The following is a 15,778-nucleotide window of genomic DNA, read 5'->3' on the forward strand; positions in this document are numbered from 1 at the left end:
CAGCATCAGGCGATTTGCGCCTTGGAGGCCACCTCATCAAAGGTCGCCTCATCCAGCGCATCGGCCTGATCGTTCAAGACCTGACGCGGATGGTCATTGCCCGGAATGCTGCTGTCGATCATCGCCAGCAGGCTTGCGCCTCGTGGGGTAAGGCTGGCGCCTTCGCCATTCCCGCCTGCACCGCTGGTGTGGGCGGCAATGAATCCACGTTCGAGCAACAGCGCTCTCAATTCTGCGGCATGCGTTTCTGATGCATCCTCGATTGCTACGCTGTTTTGTACGTGGTGCAGCAGACGCTCGATCAGGTCCCAGTCGTATCGTTTAGACATGTTTCAACCTCCAGTGGGCCAACAGGGCAATACCCGTGACGTCCGGTCATCGGGCTTGATGCTCAGTGGTTGTGACCCAGCGGAGGGCCAGCCGTTCAGCGGGCTGGCCGGGAGGCAGAAGGAGGTTATTCAGCGACTGGCGGACGCGTGACGCGCTTTTTCAGCGGCGCCATCCCGTCCTGGCTGACCAAAGGCTCGGCCTTCGGACGATTTACCGACTTGCGTTTGGTCGGGCCCTTGGCGACGGCTTTCTTTTTGTCGCCCTTCTTGTCACCTTTGCCATCGGTTTTTTTCTTCTTCACGCCGACAGCCTTGCCCGATGCCTTGACCTTCTTCGGCCCGGTGTAGGTGCCTTTGACTTCCTTGATCGTGCGGCGCTCGAACTTCTGCTTCAGGTAGCGCTCGATGCTGGACATCAGGTTCCAGTCACCGTGGGTGATCAGCGAGATCGCCAGCCCTTCGCCGCCGGCACGGCCAGTGCGGCCAATGCGGTGAACGTAGTCGTCGCCGGTGCGCGGCATGTCGAAGTTGATGACCATGTCCAGGCCGTCGACGTCCAGCCCACGGGCCGCGACATCGGTCGCCACCAGGATCTTCACGCCGCCCTGCTTCAGACGATCGATCGCCAGCTTGCGATCCTTCTGGTCTTTGTCGCCGTGCAGCACGAACGCCTTGTACTCGAGCGCCACGAGACGACCGTAGATGCGGTCGGCCATGGCGCGCGTGTTGGTGAAGATGATGGCTTTCTGGTAGGTCTCGTTGGCCAGCAGCCAGTTGAGGACCTGCTCTTTGTGTACGTTGTGGTCGGCGGTGATGATCTGCTGACGAGTGCCCGGAGCCAGTTCGCTGACACTGTTGACCTGCAGATGCTGCGGGTCTTTCAGGACTTTGCCGATCATCTCGCGCAGGCCCGAACCACCGGTGGTGGCCGAGAACAGCATGGTCTGCTCACGATTGGCACACTCGCCGGCCAGACGCTCGACGTCTTCGGCAAAGCCCATGTCGAGCATGCGGTCGGCTTCGTCGAGAACCAGCAACTCAACCTGCTTGAGGTCGAGGTTGCCGGCGTTGAGTTGCTCCAACAGGCGGCCCGGCGTGCCGATCAGGATGTCCGGGACCTTGCGCAGCATCGCGGCCTGGACTTTGAAGTCTTCGCCCCCGGTGATCAGACCGGCCTTGATGAAGGTGAACTGGGAGAAACACTCCACTTCCTTGAGCGTCTGCTGGGCCAGCTCGCGGGTCGGCAGCAGGATCACGGCGCGGATGTCGACGCGAACCTTGGCCGGGCCCATCAGGCGATTGAGCATCGGTAATACGAACGCGGCAGTCTTGCCGCTGCCGGTCTGCGCCGTCACCCGTAGATCGTGTCCTTCCAGCGCCAGCGGAATGGCCGCTGTTTGCACAGGCGTAGGCTCGACGAAATTGAGTTCGGCCACGGCTTTTAGCAGGCGTTCGTGCAGGGCGAATTGGGAGAACACGGGTGTTACCTCGGCGTAATACAAAAAAACAGTCGCATAGGGTACCGGTTTAAGCCGGATTCGCCGAGTCTCTTTAGCTCAAAGGGCCTATTTTGTTACCGGATTTGGCCTACCCTGCCCTCGCTTCCCTATCAATGCTCTAATCGCGCCCCCCATTTCTGATCAGGAGATCCAGCGCCCATGGACACCCACTCGCTTTGGCTACGCGCCCAGGAAATCTGGACGCTGCTGGAAAACCAGCCAATGCTGCGCACGATCACCGGATTGCTGTTACTGCTCGTCGCTGCTTTCGCCCTCGGGCGGCTGGCGCGGTGGGTGATCCTCTACGCCATGAAAGCCCTGAGCCGTCAGCCATCGCTGTTCTGGCTCAATGACTTTCTGCATAACAAAGTCTTCCATCGACTGGCCCAGGTCACGCCCTCGGTGGTCATTCAATTCGGGCTCAACCTAGTCCCGAACCTCAGCAATCCCGCCAATCATGTGCTCGGCAATATCGCGCTGGCGTTCACCATCCTCTTCCTCATGCTCACCGTCGGCGCGCTGCTCAACGCGTTGCTGGACATCTACGCGCGAACCGAACACGCCCGCACCCGCTCGATCAAGGGCTACGTGCAGCTGACGAAAATGATCCTGTACGTCTTCGCCGGGATCATCATCGTCGCCACGTTGATCGACCGATCGCCGTTGTTGCTGCTTTCCGGACTTGGCGCAATGTCGGCGGTGATTCTGCTGGTCTATAAAGACACCCTGCTGTCCTTCGTTGCCAGCGTGCAGCTGACCAGCAACGACATGCTGCGCGTCGGCGACTGGATCGAAATGCCACAGGTCGGCGCTGATGGCGACGTGGTGGACATCACCCTGCACACCGTGAAAGTGCAGAATTTCGACAAGACCATCGTCTCGATCCCCACCTGGCGCCTGATGTCCGAGTCGTTCAAGAACTGGCGCGGCATGCAGCAGTCCGGCGGGCGCAGGATCAAGCGCAGCCTGTTCATCGACGCCAGCGGCGTGCGGTTCGTCTCCGATGAAGAAGAACAGAAGCTGACACAGGTTCGCTTGCTGACGGATTACATGGGCCGCAAAAAAGCCGAGCTCAGGGCGTGGAACGAGGCGCAAGGCAACGTCGCCGAAATGTCAGCCAATCGCCGCCGCATCACCAACATCGGCACGTTTCGCGCCTACGCGCTGGCGTATTTGAAAAGCCACGCCGACATCCACCCGGACATGACCTGCATGGTCCGCCAGATGGAAACCACGGCGCAGGGTGTGCCGCTGGAAATCTACTGCTTCACCCGCACCACCAGTTGGGGCGACTACGAGCGGATTCAGGGGGATATTTTCGATTATCTGCTGGCGGTGCTGCCGGAGTTTGGGCTGGGGGTTTATCAACAGCCCAGTGGGGCGGATTTGCGGATGGGGTTGGCGAAGATGTCGTCGAATGAGAGTGTGCAATTACCAATGGCGTCCAAGCCTGAACCGGCAACTCCCGTGAAAACTCCTCTGCTTGGGTCGGAACATTTATGAATCAAGTCCCCAACGCTTACCTCGGGGTATGGAAGCGGCGGTTGATCCAGCGTCGCTCAGGGCACACGGACAGCGAAACGGCGGTGTATTGGCTGCAGACACCGCGACTGTTCGCGGACCTGCGAATCCCCAATAATCCGCTGCCCGCTTTGGCGCTTGAAGACCTCAGAGATGCTGAGCACCTGACGTTGAGCGAACAGCAAGGCTTCGCCGGCGTGACGCAGGTCGACGCCGACATTTGCCAATGGCATCGCAAGATGGATTATCAGCCGGTCAACGGTGATGAAGACATTGGGCGCATGCACTTTGAAACCAGCGATTGCCTCACCGAAACAGCGCTGGATAACAGCTACTACGAAATATGGGATCGGCTGCCTCGTTCAATTGGCGCATGCCGTGGGCAATGGTTGCAGGGGATAGATGACCCGGCGCGTCAGGGCTGTTTGCTGCTGGCGGGGGACTACTTTCTGTTCGCCGCGAGCCGTCCGGAGCCACTGCCATTGGGTACCGATTTAAGAGAGTTGCTCAGCCGATCCGCAAGCCGCGAACAAAGCGTCTCCCTGTTGGCTTGCGAGCTCTCGTTCGGCCAGCATCGAGCGGGTGAAGCGCCATGGAAAATCGAGTGCTCGACACTACCCGCGAACATAGGCGAGGTTCTGTTGCCAGCTTCAGTGGATCCTTATGCCGCAGGTATCTTCGCAGATGAAGCTGTGTTGTCTTCAGTGGGCACGTTTAATCCGCCCGGGGGTTGGCGCTGCGCCCCAGATCCGTGACCACCCCGGAGGCGCTCATTTGAGAGCCACTCGGAAGTGGGCCAGCACCACGTCACTACCGTATGGAGATCCTTGTGTTTACCGACGAAGCATTTTCTCTGGCTGCATCTGGATTAACCCTTCGGCGTCATTCAGGCGTCCTGGAAATACCCGTACATTACATGCGTGGCGGGACGTCGACCGGCATCGTGGTCTGGGAGGCGCTTCTGCCGCAGGACGAGTCCCTGCGCGCTGAACTCCTGCGACATTTGATGGGCGTCCCGCAGGCCGGTACCGAAAGAGGCAACCGCCAGATAACGGGGCTCGGGCGTGGACCCGCGACCAGCAACAAGGTGTTCCTGATGGGGGCCGAGCAGACAGCGAGCGGGGTACGCCTGATCAGTACGCTCGCGCAACTGGCCGGCGACCATGCGGGTATCGATTGGAGCGTCAACTGCGGGAACATGTCCAGCGCCCTGCCCTTGTGGGCGATCGATGCCGGTTTGTGCCAACTGCCACGGGGTCAGACCTGCGAAATCGAGATAAAGAACACCAACACGGGCGTGCTGACCATCGCGCGAATGAAATGCGATGAACATGGCCGTTTCGCCACCGCTGAAATTCCTGGAGTGACGGGCGCCTTTCCTAGCGTCGATCTGTTCCTGCAGTCGCCTGTCGGCAACAAGACCGGGGCGCTGCTACCCACTGGCGCGGTGATGGATGTCATTGCAGGGCATGAGGTGTCGTGCGTCGATGTGGCGGTACCAATGGTCATCGCTCAGGCAAGCAGCTTCGGCAAAACGGGCCAAGAATCCATCGCCGAGCTTGAAGCCGACCTGCCCTTCATGGGAGCGCTGCGGGAGGTCTGGATTGAAGCTGGCTTGAAAATGCGTCTGCGCCGCAGGGACGGCGAATTGATGAGTCGTGCCGAAATCGAGCGCAGCGAAACCATTCCGAAAGTGTGCATCGTTGGCGCTCCTCGCAATGGGGGAAATATCGCGGTTCGTTACTTCACCCCCCAGACCGGGCATGCATCGATGGCCGTATCGGGCGGTTGCTGTCTGGCGGCAGCCTGCTTGATACCAGGCACTACCGCGCACCGGTTGGCGACGGGAATTGCTCCCTTAAGCACTGAGCTCGCAGATGTGGAGGTCAGTATCGAAAACCCCGCTGGGCGTTTGGACGCTACGGTGGTGGCTGCGCTGCAAGGCGGCGAAATCAACATAAGCAGCGCGGCCTACCGTCGGAGTGCACAGATCCTCATGCGAGGATATGTACCGCTTTACCGGGCCTCTGCCGAGCTCGCCAGCGCGCTGACCGAGCGTATGCCATCCAATGATGTGCCGACTGCCAGTTTGTTTAACGGAACTTGAATCCGAGATACATTTAATTCCCACTCAATTAACTAACCAACAAAAAGCCCGGCAATTGCCGGGCTTTTATTTTGAGTTTTATAACACCCAAGGCATTAACGATCACGCTGGTAGCTGGAACCGAACTCTTTGCGGTTGTCAGCAACGGTCACGGTGCCGGAAGTCTGAGTGGCGAAAGGCTTGACCGCCTCTTTGCTGGCGACTTTGCTGTCCAGAACGGTAGCGCTGGACGCGTCGACGATGGCGCGTTGGTTAATGTGCTCTGAGCTGGCGAATGCAGAACCCGTAGCCAGGATGGACAAGGCGAAACTAAAGGCGATGGACTTTTTCATGATGTAGATCTCCGCGTAATTGCTGGTAAGTGGTTTAAGTCGTTTCGTTGGGGCCAATCTATTCGGTTGATCCCAACATGAAAAACCACCCATGAAGATATCTAACATCACCCTCGCTGATGTCGGTAACGCGGGCGTCTAACCCGGCTGTTTCAGAGAACAGCCCGGCGTTGAACAACACCGCGGCGACTGATCCACGCCGATGAAACAATCACCAGCCCGCCTAAAAACAGCTTGCCCAAGTCCTCATTCTGCCCCCAGATCAATAGATTGATCAGCAGCCCCACCGGCACATGCAGGTTATTCATCACCGCCAGTGTGGCGCCGTTGACCAGGCACGCACCTTTGTTCCACCAGTACATGCCGAGCGCGGTGGAACACAGGCCGAGGAACAGCAGTACCACCCACCGTTGAGGCGCATCCGGCAGATGCTGCGGATTGCTGAACAGCAGAAACGCCGGCAACGCCACAGCCAGGGCGCCGAGGTAGAAATAACCGAAGCGGCGGTAGTGCGGCATATCGCTGGGGTGGCGGGCGACCAGGTGTTTGTAGAGCACCTGGCCCGCCGCGTAAGTGAAGTTTGCTACCTGCAGCAACAGGAAGCCGCCGAGGAAATTCGGATCGACCCGGTCGTAACGGATGATCACCGCGCCGAGCACCGCGACCAACGCCGCCAGCAGGCCCCACGGATTGAAGCGCCGATTGAGGGCGTCCTCGATCAGCGTGACGTGGAGCGGCGTCAGGATGGTAAACAGCAGCACTTCGGGGACCGTCAGCACGCGAAAGCTCAGGTACAGGCAGACGTAGGTGACGCCGAACTGAAGCGCGCCGATCAACAGCATGCCGCGCATGAATGACGGCTCGACTCGACGCCAGCGCGTCAGCGGGATGAACACTAATCCGGCCAGGACAACCCGCAGCAGAACAGCGAAGTAGCTGTCGACGTGCCCGGCCAGATAAACGCCGATCAGGCTGAAGGAAAACGCCTGAATCAGCGTCACGAAAAGTAGATAGCCCATGGTTGCCCCTTTTTTGAAGGCGGCGACCTTAGCGGGTTGGCCACGGCGTGTCTATTGAACAGGTCGGCTGGGCCACCGTTTGCGGCGATGCCTAACCCTAAAAGAAAATCCCGATCAACCCGGCGCAGTCCTGCGGGTCGATCGGGCAATGCACTCAGGAGCGAACGAGTGCCAATGGAGTGTCGATGAACGCGAGCATCATCGGGCGGCGGGATTAACGGACGATTAAGAGACGTGTTGGATGTCACTCCAGCACGTGAGCGCTCATCACCCTGCCCTGTCAGCGGCCGGCGTCTCGATCAAAGAAGCCGACTATCGACCCGAACCCATCTAAGAATTTGTTTTATCGCCGAAGCCGAAGTACGCTCGGTCGTCGCTGAGACGTGGGTTACAGAGGCTCGCAGCTCAGGGAGATGCGCAGCTTGACGATGTCGCGGGTGAACTTGGCGGTCACTTCGGTGCTGCTCTTCGGCGCGACCTGGACCCGGCGCGTGCGTGGGGCTTCCGGCCCGTTACGGAAGACCACGCTGCACTTGGCGGGGACGTCGCCAAAGTTATTCAGGGTGATATTGCCGATGTCGTAGGCGACGTCATGACTGTTGTAGTCGACCTGCACGCCCCTGATGTCTTTCTCGACGTCGATCGGGTAGGCGAACGCGCTCAGCGGCAGCATCGCCAGCAGCACACAACAGATTCTTTTCATGGGGCAGTCTCCATTCAGGGACCGCCAGCTTAGGACAACAGGAGCGAGAGATGAAAGCGCCCCGCGTGACCCTTGATCAATGGCGCACGCTGCAAGCCGTTGTCGACCATGGCGGCTTTGCTCAGGCCGCCGAAGCGCTGCACCGCTCGCAGTCGTCGGTGAGCTACACCGTCGCCAGAATGCAGGACCAGCTTGGCGTTCCGCTGTTGCGCATCGACGGCCGCAAAGCCGTGCTGACCGAGGCCGGTGAGGTATTGCTGCGGCGCTCGCGGCAGTTGGTGAAGAACGCCAGCCAACTGGAAGACCTCGCCCACCACATGGAACAGGGCTGGGAGGCCGAGGTGCGTGTGGTGGTAGACGCCGCCTACCCGAACGCGCGACTGGTGCGGGCGCTGACAGCCTTCATGCCGCAGAGCCGCGGATGTCGGGTGCGGCTGCGTGAGGAAGTGCTGTCGGGAGTGGAGGAGGTGTTGCTGGAAGGTGTCGCCGATCTCGCCATCAGCGGGTTCAGTATTCCGGGGTATCTGGGCAATGAGATGAGCAAGGTGGAGTTCGTCGCCGTCGCCCATCCCGGGCACCCGTTGCATCAGTTGCAACGTGAGCTGAATTTCCAGGACCTCGAAAGCCAGCTGCAGGTGGTGATTCGTGACTCCGGGCGCAATCAACCGCGGGACGTCGGCTGGCTCGGCGCCGAACAGCGCTGGACGGTCGGAAGCCTGGCCACTGCGGCTGCGTTCGTCAGCAGCGGTTTGGGCTTTGCCTGGCTGCCACGGCATATCATTGAGCGGGAGATTCAGGAGGGGGTGCTGAAGATTCTGCCGCTGGATAAAGGCGGCAGTCGGCATCCGACGTTTTATCTGTATTCCAGCAAAGACAAACCGCTCGGGCCTGCGACGCAGATTCTGATTGAGCTGATTCAGAGTTTTGATACCGCACCGCTGGATGTGCCCTTCCCGGCGCCGCAGCAGATGCTTTGAATAGGCTCTATCCGGGGACAGATTAATTTACGGTGAAGCGCTGTAAATAAATCAGTCCCCTCAGTCCAGTCCCCTCAGTCTCTGGGGAATGCATCGGGGGTCACACCGCAAATTTGAGGGTGTTCACACTGGCCCCTTCCCGGCTAAAGCCGGTCCCACTAAAACAGGGCGCGCCACACGCCCACTGTCCAAATCCCGGCAAACGTGCTTCCCTTACGTCCTGTTTTTTCGCAGTCGACATCAATTTCAGGACTCTGCCCATGCTGAAGAAAATCGCCCTCTCCGCCGCTGCCGTGTTGTTCGCCGGCAATTTGATGGCCGCTCCGGCGCCTCACGTTGTGCTGACCACCAGCTTCGGCGATGTGGAAATCGAGCTGAACCAGGACAAGGCGCCCGTCAGCACCCAGAACTTCCTCAAGTACGTCGACAGCAGCTTCTACAACAACACCATTTTCCACCGTGTGATCCCGGGCTTCATGGCTCAGGGCGGCGGGTTCACGGCGCAGATGCAACAGAAGCCGACCAACGACCCGATCAAGAACGAAGCCGATAACGGCCTGCACAACGTGCGCGGCACCGTCGCCATGGCGCGGACCTCGGACGTGAATTCGGCCACCAGCCAGTTCTTCATCAACGTGAAGGACAACGCGATGCTCGACCACGGCGCCCGTGACTATGGCTACGCGGTATTCGGCAAAGTCGTCAAGGGCATGGACGTCGTTGACCAGATCGTCAATGCGCAAGCCGGCAACAAGGGCGGCATGCAGAACGTGCCCCTTGACCCGATCCTGATCAAGACGGCCAAGCGCGTGAACTAAGCCTGTCGCAAGCGTAAAAGCCGGGCGCCTGCCCGGCTTTTGCATTTTAAGGACAAGGCCCCTTGATTCAGCGTGAGCAATCGCGTTTCCATGTGGTCTGATCGGAAGACTGTCTCCGGGCTGCTCTCAAGCCGCTGTATCCAATCCCCATCCAAAGGAGAGCCCGCTCAAGCGTGGGCGTCATTGCCAATGCTCTATCGCCGTTTTGAACAGCTGATCGATATCTTCCGCGAAGCCCCTTCCGCCGCCCCGCCCAACACCGTCGCCTCGTTCTACCTGTATTACCTGCGTCAGGTATGGCCCAGCTTTGCCGCGCTGCTGGTGGTCGGACTGATCGGCGCGCTGATCGAAGTGTCGCTGTTCAGCTACCTCAGTCGCATCATTGATCTGGCCCAAGGCACGCCCAACCCGAATTTCTTCCGCGAACATGCGTTCGAGCTGACGTGGATGGTCATCGTCGCGCTGGTGCTGCGCCCGATCTTCGTTGCCTTGCACGACCTGCTGGTGCATCAGACCATCAGCCCCGGCATGACCAGCATGATCAACTGGCAGAACCACAGTTACGTGCTCAAGCAGAGCCTGAATTTCTTCCAGAACGACTTCGCCGGGCGCATCGCCCAACGCATCGTCCAGACCGGCAACGCGCTGCGCGACTCGGCGGTGCAGTCGGTGGACGCGTTGTGGCACGTGCTGATCTATTCGATCAGCGCGCTGGTGCTGTTCGCCGAAGCCGACTGGCGCCTGATGATTCCGCTGCTGAGCTGGATCTTCGCGTTCATTCTGGCGCTGTGGTACTTCGTGCCTCGGGTGAAGGCTCGCTCGGTCATTTCCTCCGATGCGCGCTCCAAGCTGATGGGCCGCATCGTCGATGGCTACACCAACATCGCCACACTCAAGCTGTTCGCGCACACCAACTCGGAGCAGCAGTACGCCCGCGAGGCCATCAGCGAACAAACAGAAAAGACCCAACTGGCAGGTCGCGTGATCACTGAAATGGACACCGTGATCACCAGCCTCAACGGCATTCTGATTGTGACGACCACAGGCCTGGCCTTGTGGCTGTGGACCCAGTCGTTGATATCCGTGGGGGCGATTGCGCTGGCGACCGGTCTGGCGATTCGGATCGTCAATATGTCCGGCTGGATCATGTGGGTCGTCAACGGCATTTTCGAAAACATCGGCATGGTGCAGGACGGTCTGCAGAGCATCGCGCAGCCGGTGGGCATCACCGACCGGGACGCTGCACCGAAGCTGGCGGTCAGCCGTGGCGAGGTGAAATTCGAAGACCTCAACTTCCAGTACGGCAAGGGCAAGGGCGTGATTCACGGCCTGAACCTGGACATCAAGCCGGGCGAGAAAATCGGGTTGATCGGGCCATCCGGCGCTGGTAAATCGACCCTGGTGAATCTGCTGCTGCGTTTGTACGACGTCCAAGGCGGGCGGATCCTGATTGACGATCAGGATATTTCCCACGTCGCTCAGGAAAGCCTGCGTTCGCACATCGGCATGATCACCCAGGACACGTCGCTGCTGCACCGCTCCATCCGCGATAACTTGCTGTACGGAAAACCGGATGCGACCGACGCCGAACTGTGGGAAGCGATGCGCAAGGCCCGCGCCGACGAGTTCATCCCGCTGCTCACGGACTCCGAAGGCCGCACCGGGCTGGACGCCCATGTGGGCGAGCGCGGCGTGAAACTGTCCGGTGGTCAGCGTCAGCGTATCGCCATCACCCGCGTGCTGCTCAAGGACGCGCCGATCCTGATCATGGACGAAGCGACGTCAGCGCTGGATTCGGAAGTGGAAGCGGCGATTCAGGAGAGTCTGGAGACGCTGATGCAGGGCAAGACGGTGATTGCGATTGCCCACCGGCTGTCGACCATCGCGCGGATGGATCGCCTGATCGTCCTGGAAAACGGCGTGATTGCGGAAAGCGGGACCCATGGCGAGCTGCTGGCCCACAAAGGCTTGTATGCGCGGCTGTGGGCGCATCAGACGGGTGGGTTCGTCGGGGTGGATTGACCTGTCGCCGTCACTCAATGGGAGCGACCCAGTCGCTCCCATTGTCTCCGCTACGCTGACACCCGCGATTCAACTACACCTGCCGATACGGCAACGCCCCGCGCGCTTCTTCGGCGTACGCCAGAATCCCCGCCCGTTCCTGGGTCAGAAAATCCGCCACCGCCTCGCGCAATCCCGGGTGCGCCAGGTAATGCCATGAGTGGGTGATGGCCGGCTCGAAGCCGCGGATCAATTTGTGCTCCCCTTGGGCGCCCGCGTCGAAGCGCTTGAAGCCGTGGGCGATCGCGTAATCCATGCCCTGATAGAAACACGTCTCGAAGTGCAATCGATCGAACTCGGCCAAACAGCCCCAGTAGCGACCGTAAAAACTGTCGCCGCCGACCAGGCTGAACGCCATCGCCACCGGGCGCGAACCCTGCCGCGCCAGCACCACACGAATCGCGTCGGGCATGCGCTCGGCAACCAGACTGAAGAACTCCCGCGTTAGGTAAGGCGTTTGCCCACGCACTTCGTAGGTATTGGAATAGCAGGCGTAGACGAAATCCCAATGCGCCTCGCTCAGTTCATGCCCTTCGAGCCAGTCGAAGTCAAAACCCTGCCCCGCCACTTGCTCGCGCTCCTTGCGCATTTGCTTACGCTTGCGTGAGCTCAAGGCGTCGAGAAAATCCTGAAAATCCCGATAGCCGCGGTTCTGCCAGTGGTACTGACAGCCAATGCGCTGCAGCCAGCCGGGTTGTTCGGCGAGCAACGCATCGGCGACCGGGTCGGTGAAGTTGACGTGAACGCTGGACAGCTCCTCGCCCTGGGCATACCCCGGCAGGCAAGCGAGCAGTTCACGGCCATCTTCGGGGGTCTTCGCCAACAGCCGGGGCCCGCTTACCGGACTGAACGGCACCGCCACCAGCAGCTTGGGGTAATAGGCCAGACCGGCGCGACGGCAAGCGTCCGCCCAGGCGTGATCGAACACGTACTCGCCATAAGAGTGCCACTTGCGGTACGCCGGCAGCGCAGCGATGAGTCGCTCACCCTCGTAGTGCAGCAAGTGCTCGGCGCGCCAGCCGGAACGCGGCCCGAGGCTGCCGCTGTCTTCCAGCGAACTGAGAAAGGCATGGCGCAAAAACGGTGAATCGCCAGGTATCAGGGCGTCCCACTGTTCAGGCGCAAGGTCAGAAAGCTTATCCAATCGGTGTAACGACATCCCACCACTCCAGGTCGCGCCAACGTGGGCGCAGTATCACCTATTCATCTGTTCTGCACATGAAATTACTCGCGGCACCGCTCTAGCCCGCAGCTCCAACGAAATTTTCACATGTCACCCACACGACATCACTTCGCCACCGTATCGTCATAAACGCTGGCAATACTGGCGCCAGTTTTTAGAGCCAGAGGTTCTAAGAACGCCAATTTTCTTCCGCCCGCCTTTGGTCGGCTGATCCCTGGATGATCCGGTCATCCCTTCTCAGTTACGGAGATTGATATGCGTCTTGCTTCCACGAAAACTGCGGCAGCCCTGTGTGGTGGTGTGCTGCTGGCCATGAGCGTTCCGGCCAGCGCCGCAGTCGACGCGAAACTGCTCGACATGCTCAAGGCCAACGGCTCGATTTCACCTGCCCAGTATGCCGAACTGCAAACCGAGCTGACCAAAGACCAGTTGGCTCAGCAACAGGCTCAGAAAGCCACGTCCGACCAGATCGCCGCCGCCACCACGGCCAAGTCTTCCGAACTGTCTGCCTTCGAGCAGAAAGTGGCATGGGCAGCGAAGACTCAATTCAAAGGTGACGTTCGCGTTCGGCAAGAGACGGTCAAGATCGACGACCAGAACAACAGCCAGGACAAAAACCGGCAGCGTATCCGTGTGCGTCTCGGCGCCTACAGCGAGATCAACCCGCAAGTCAGCACCGGCATCCGTATCGCCACCGGTGGTGACAACAAGGCCAACTCCACCAACGTTGACCAGAACGACTACTTCACCAAGAAAGACCTGTGGCTGGATCAGGGCTTCATCGACTACCACCCGACCGCAATCCAGAACCTGCACGTCATCGGCGGCAAGATGGCTCAGCCATGGGTCAGCGAAGGCGACGTGATCTGGGACAACGACATCAACCCTGAAGGTCTGGCCGCCACTTACAGCCTGCCGATCAACAAGGGCTTCGAGCTGTTCGGCAGCGCCGGTACCTACACCCTCAAGGACAACATCAGCGGCGAAGGTACGCAGTTCAAGAACGACCTGCGCCTGAACGCGGCTCAGTTGGGTACGCGGGTCGCCATCACCGACAACGTGAAGATGACTGTCGGCGGTTCGGTCTACAATTACGAAAACTCCAACGACTGTAATCCGGCGGCTGCCAGCACCAGCACAACGTTCTGTGGCTTGAGCATCAACGGCAACAACACCACTGACTTCCGCCTGTACGAAGGCTTCGGTCAACTGGACCTGACCGGCTTTGTCGTACCGGTCGGCCTGTACGGTCAGTACGTGGTCAACAGCGCCACCAACAGCGACGAAGACACCGCCTGGCTGGCGGGTGTAAAAACCAAGGTGTTCGGTTTCGGTCTGGACTACAACTACCGCGACACGCAGCGTAACGCTGTGGTGGGTGCTTTCACCGACTCCGATTTCGCCAACGGCACTACCGGTTCGCGCGGTCACAAGCTGGCCATTTCCTACGACATCGACAAGAACTTCGCCGTCGGCGCGACGTACTTCCTGACCAAAGCGGACTTCGCGACCTCTGCGCTGCCGCGTGATCAGGATGCCAACACGCTGCAGCTGGACGTACTGGCGAAGTTTTAAGAAAGCGAGCTGCAAGCTGCAAGCTGCAAGCGACACGTTAAAAGCAAAAAGCCTCAAGCGGCGTGCTGCTGCCGTTTGAAGCTGCTAAAAAACTCAAGCCCGCCGTTGCCCTGTCGGATCCCCATCATCCGTTCCGACAGAGCAACGCCGGGCTTTTTTGTTGCGATGCCATACGCCGAACTCTGTAGGAGCGTGGCTTGTCCCGCGATCGGCTGCGCAGCAGTCGTTAAACCTCGCCACGCCATTCTTGCTGACACACCGCATTCATTGTGTTGCTGCCGCTGCGCGCCAGATCGCGGGACAAGCCACGCTCCTACGTCATCAACCCCTGTCATGCCGTGCGCATCACTTCTTGCGCAAGATCACGCTACCAATCGAATACCCCGCGCCGAACGAACTGAGTACGCCCAGCGCGCCGCTTGGCAGGTCGTCCTGGTGTTCGTGAAACGCGATCACCGAACCTGCGGAGCTGGTGTTGGCGTAGCGATCGAGGATCACCGGCGCTTCTTCGACAGTGGCGTCGCGGCCCAGCAGTTTCTTCACGATCAGGTGGTTCATGCTCAGGTTGGCCTGATGCAGCCAGAACCGTTGCACGTCGCTGACGTTCAACTGGTTCTCGTCCAGGTGCGCCGCCACCAGTTCGGCGACCATCGGGCAGACGTCGCGGAACACCTTGCGGCCTTCCTGCACGAACAGCTTGTCCTGCTTGTCCTGCTTGCCTTGGCCCTCTTCCGCCGTGCGGTTGAGGAAACCGAAGTTGTTGCGGATGTTATTGGAGAACGTCGTCAGCAGCTTGGTGCCAACGATGTCGAACTGGTGCTGGGAGGTTGCCAGGTCAGCACGCTCGACCACCACCGCCGTGGCCGCATCACCGAAGATGAAGTGGCTGTCACGGTCGCGGAAATTAAGGTGAGCGGTGCAGATCTCAGGGCTGATGACCAACAACGCGCGGGCCTGGCCCAGCTTGACGCTGTTGCATGCGGTCTGGATGCCGAACGTGGCCGAGGAGCACGCCACGTTCATGTCAAAGCCGAAGCCCTCAACGCCCAGCGCCGCCTGGATTTCGATGGAGATCGCCGGATACGCGCGCTGTAGGTTGGAACAGGCGACGATCACGCCGTCGATGTCGGCCGCGGTCTTGCCGGCACGCTCCAGGGCCTGTTTGGCTGCGGCAACGCCCATCTCGCAGAGGATCGACCACTCGTCATTGGAGCGCTCGGGCAGGCGCGGCTTCATGCGCTGGGGGTCGAGAATGCCGTCCTTGTCCATCACGTAACGGCTTTTGATGCCGCTGGCTTTTTCGATGAACGCCGCGTTGGATTCCGTCAGCGCCTGAACCTCTCCCGCGTCGATCGCGGCGGCATTTTCGGCGTTGAACTGGGCAACGTAGGTGTTGAAAGACTGCACCAGCTCATCGTTGGAAATACTGTTGGCGGGGGTGAAAAGCCCGGTGCCACTGATCACGACTTCGTACACGGTCGTTCCTCTCGAGATAAAAGCAGCTCATTGACGGCAGCAGCTGAACAGCCAGCACAAGCGGGGGCGTTGGCGATCTGGGACGAAGGTCCCAATGCAACGGGGCAGCAACCCGCTTGGCGGACGACGGATGTTTTATGACGCTATGAAGTTTAGCCGCGAAGTTTGCCATAACGGC

The 15,778-nt window shown here is 59.9% G+C and carries 14 protein-coding genes; 7 read left to right on the forward strand and 7 right to left on the reverse strand.

Features of this window, described 5'->3' with window-relative positions:
* Window positions 1-5: 5 nt before the first annotated feature.
* Entirely contained in the window at window positions 6-329 is a 324-nt protein-coding gene (locus QWI18_RS21200) for a hypothetical protein (protein WP_065992690.1), read from the reverse strand.
* Between the two features lie 125 nt (window positions 330-454).
* Complete coding sequence (locus QWI18_RS21205; protein ID WP_369319763.1) at window positions 455-1,807, reverse strand: DEAD/DEAH box helicase; 1,353 nt, start codon at window positions 1,805-1,807, stop codon at window positions 455-457.
* A gap of 180 nt (window positions 1,808-1,987) precedes the next feature.
* On the opposite strand from QWI18_RS21205, the gene QWI18_RS21210 reads away from it, so the two are divergent.
* From QWI18_RS21210 to QWI18_RS21220, 3 genes are all read left to right on the forward strand, one after another.
* Entirely contained in the window at window positions 1,988-3,331 is a 1,344-nt protein-coding gene (locus QWI18_RS21210; protein ID WP_369319764.1) for a mechanosensitive ion channel family protein, read from the forward strand.
* A 41-nt stretch (window positions 3,332-3,372) separates the two neighbouring features.
* The gene (locus QWI18_RS21215; RefSeq protein WP_296307593.1) at window positions 3,373-4,104 is read left to right on the forward strand and encodes a hypothetical protein; all 732 of its coding nucleotides are present in this window, start codon (window positions 3,373-3,375) and stop codon (window positions 4,102-4,104) included.
* A gap of 74 nt (window positions 4,105-4,178) precedes the next feature.
* Window positions 4,179-5,456, forward strand: coding sequence for a PrpF domain-containing protein (locus QWI18_RS21220; protein WP_369319765.1), 1,278 nt, complete (start codon window positions 4,179-4,181; stop codon window positions 5,454-5,456).
* Between the two features lie 95 nt (window positions 5,457-5,551).
* Here the strand turns inward: QWI18_RS21220 and QWI18_RS21225 are convergent, their stop codons facing one another.
* The 3 genes from QWI18_RS21225 to QWI18_RS21235 all read right to left on the reverse strand — a co-directional run bounded on the left by QWI18_RS21225 (window position 5,552) and on the right by QWI18_RS21235 (window position 7,510).
* Window positions 5,552-5,788, reverse strand: a complete 237-nt coding sequence (locus QWI18_RS21225; protein WP_192134014.1) for a hypothetical protein — start codon at window positions 5,786-5,788, stop codon at window positions 5,552-5,554.
* 152 nt (window positions 5,789-5,940) lie between these two features.
* Window positions 5,941-6,807, reverse strand: a complete 867-nt coding sequence (locus tag QWI18_RS21230) for a carboxylate/amino acid/amine transporter (RefSeq protein WP_369319766.1) — start codon at window positions 6,805-6,807, stop codon at window positions 5,941-5,943.
* Window positions 6,808-7,195: 388 nt separating this feature from the next.
* On the reverse strand, window positions 7,196-7,510 hold the full coding sequence (locus tag QWI18_RS21235) for a 3-phosphoglycerate kinase (RefSeq protein ID WP_192134018.1): 315 nt from the start codon (window positions 7,508-7,510) through the stop codon (window positions 7,196-7,198).
* Between the two features lie 50 nt (window positions 7,511-7,560).
* On the opposite strand from QWI18_RS21235, the gene QWI18_RS21240 reads away from it, so the two are divergent.
* The 3 genes from QWI18_RS21240 to QWI18_RS21250 all read left to right on the forward strand — a co-directional run bounded on the left by QWI18_RS21240 (window position 7,561) and on the right by QWI18_RS21250 (window position 11,327).
* Window positions 7,561-8,487, forward strand: coding sequence for a LysR family transcriptional regulator (locus tag QWI18_RS21240; RefSeq protein WP_192134020.1), 927 nt, complete (start codon window positions 7,561-7,563; stop codon window positions 8,485-8,487).
* 260 nt (window positions 8,488-8,747) lie between these two features.
* Window positions 8,748-9,305 (forward strand): peptidylprolyl isomerase, encoded by a 558-nt coding sequence (locus QWI18_RS21245; protein ID WP_065992670.1) that lies wholly within the window; start codon window positions 8,748-8,750, stop codon window positions 9,303-9,305.
* A gap of 189 nt (window positions 9,306-9,494) precedes the next feature.
* Window positions 9,495-11,327 (forward strand): ABC transporter ATP-binding protein, encoded by a 1,833-nt coding sequence (locus QWI18_RS21250; RefSeq protein WP_369319767.1) that lies wholly within the window; start codon window positions 9,495-9,497, stop codon window positions 11,325-11,327.
* A 73-nt stretch (window positions 11,328-11,400) separates the two neighbouring features.
* Here the strand turns inward: QWI18_RS21250 and QWI18_RS21255 are convergent, their stop codons facing one another.
* Entirely contained in the window at window positions 11,401-12,525 is a 1,125-nt protein-coding gene (locus QWI18_RS21255) for a GNAT family N-acetyltransferase (protein WP_369319768.1), read from the reverse strand.
* 279 nt (window positions 12,526-12,804) lie between these two features.
* Here QWI18_RS21255 and QWI18_RS21260 point away from each other — a divergent pair, with 279 nt between their 5' ends.
* Complete coding sequence (locus QWI18_RS21260; protein ID WP_065992663.1) at window positions 12,805-14,124, forward strand: putative porin; 1,320 nt, start codon at window positions 12,805-12,807, stop codon at window positions 14,122-14,124.
* A gap of 345 nt (window positions 14,125-14,469) precedes the next feature.
* Here QWI18_RS21260 and QWI18_RS21265 read toward each other — a convergent pair whose 3' ends face one another.
* Window positions 14,470-15,600, reverse strand: coding sequence for a beta-ketoacyl-ACP synthase III (locus QWI18_RS21265; RefSeq protein WP_369319769.1), 1,131 nt, complete (start codon window positions 15,598-15,600; stop codon window positions 14,470-14,472).
* Window positions 15,601-15,778 lie beyond the last annotated feature (178 nt).

It is taken from the genome of Pseudomonas sp. W2Oct36, from assembly GCF_041060465.1.
GTDB classification, from domain to species: Bacteria; Pseudomonadota; Gammaproteobacteria; order Pseudomonadales; family Pseudomonadaceae; genus Aquipseudomonas; species Aquipseudomonas graminis_B.

Bases quoted from the DNA above. Each gene is read 5' to 3' on its own strand.
- QWI18_RS21200 (WP_065992690.1), bottom strand. From the start codon at position 329: ATGTCTAAACGATACGACTGGGACCTGATCGAGCGTCTGCTGCACCAC.
- QWI18_RS21260 (WP_065992663.1), top strand. From the start codon at position 12,805: ATGCGTCTTGCTTCCACGAAAACTGCGGCAGCCCTGTGTGGTGGTGTG.
- QWI18_RS21255 (WP_369319768.1), bottom strand. From the start codon at position 12,525: ATGTCGTTACACCGATTGGATAAGCTTTCTGACCTTGCGCCTGAACAG.
- QWI18_RS21235 (WP_192134018.1), bottom strand. From the start codon at position 7,510: ATGAAAAGAATCTGTTGTGTGCTGCTGGCGATGCTGCCGCTGAGCGCG.
- QWI18_RS21245 (WP_065992670.1), top strand. From the start codon at position 8,748: ATGCTGAAGAAAATCGCCCTCTCCGCCGCTGCCGTGTTGTTCGCCGGC.
- QWI18_RS21225 (WP_192134014.1), bottom strand. From the start codon at position 5,788: ATGAAAAAGTCCATCGCCTTTAGTTTCGCCTTGTCCATCCTGGCTACG.
- QWI18_RS21230 (WP_369319766.1), bottom strand. From the start codon at position 6,807: ATGGGCTATCTACTTTTCGTGACGCTGATTCAGGCGTTTTCCTTCAGC.
- QWI18_RS21250 (WP_369319767.1), top strand. From the start codon at position 9,495: ATGCTCTATCGCCGTTTTGAACAGCTGATCGATATCTTCCGCGAAGCC.
- QWI18_RS21210 (WP_369319764.1), top strand. From the start codon at position 1,988: ATGGACACCCACTCGCTTTGGCTACGCGCCCAGGAAATCTGGACGCTG.
- QWI18_RS21240 (WP_192134020.1), top strand. From the start codon at position 7,561: ATGAAAGCGCCCCGCGTGACCCTTGATCAATGGCGCACGCTGCAAGCC.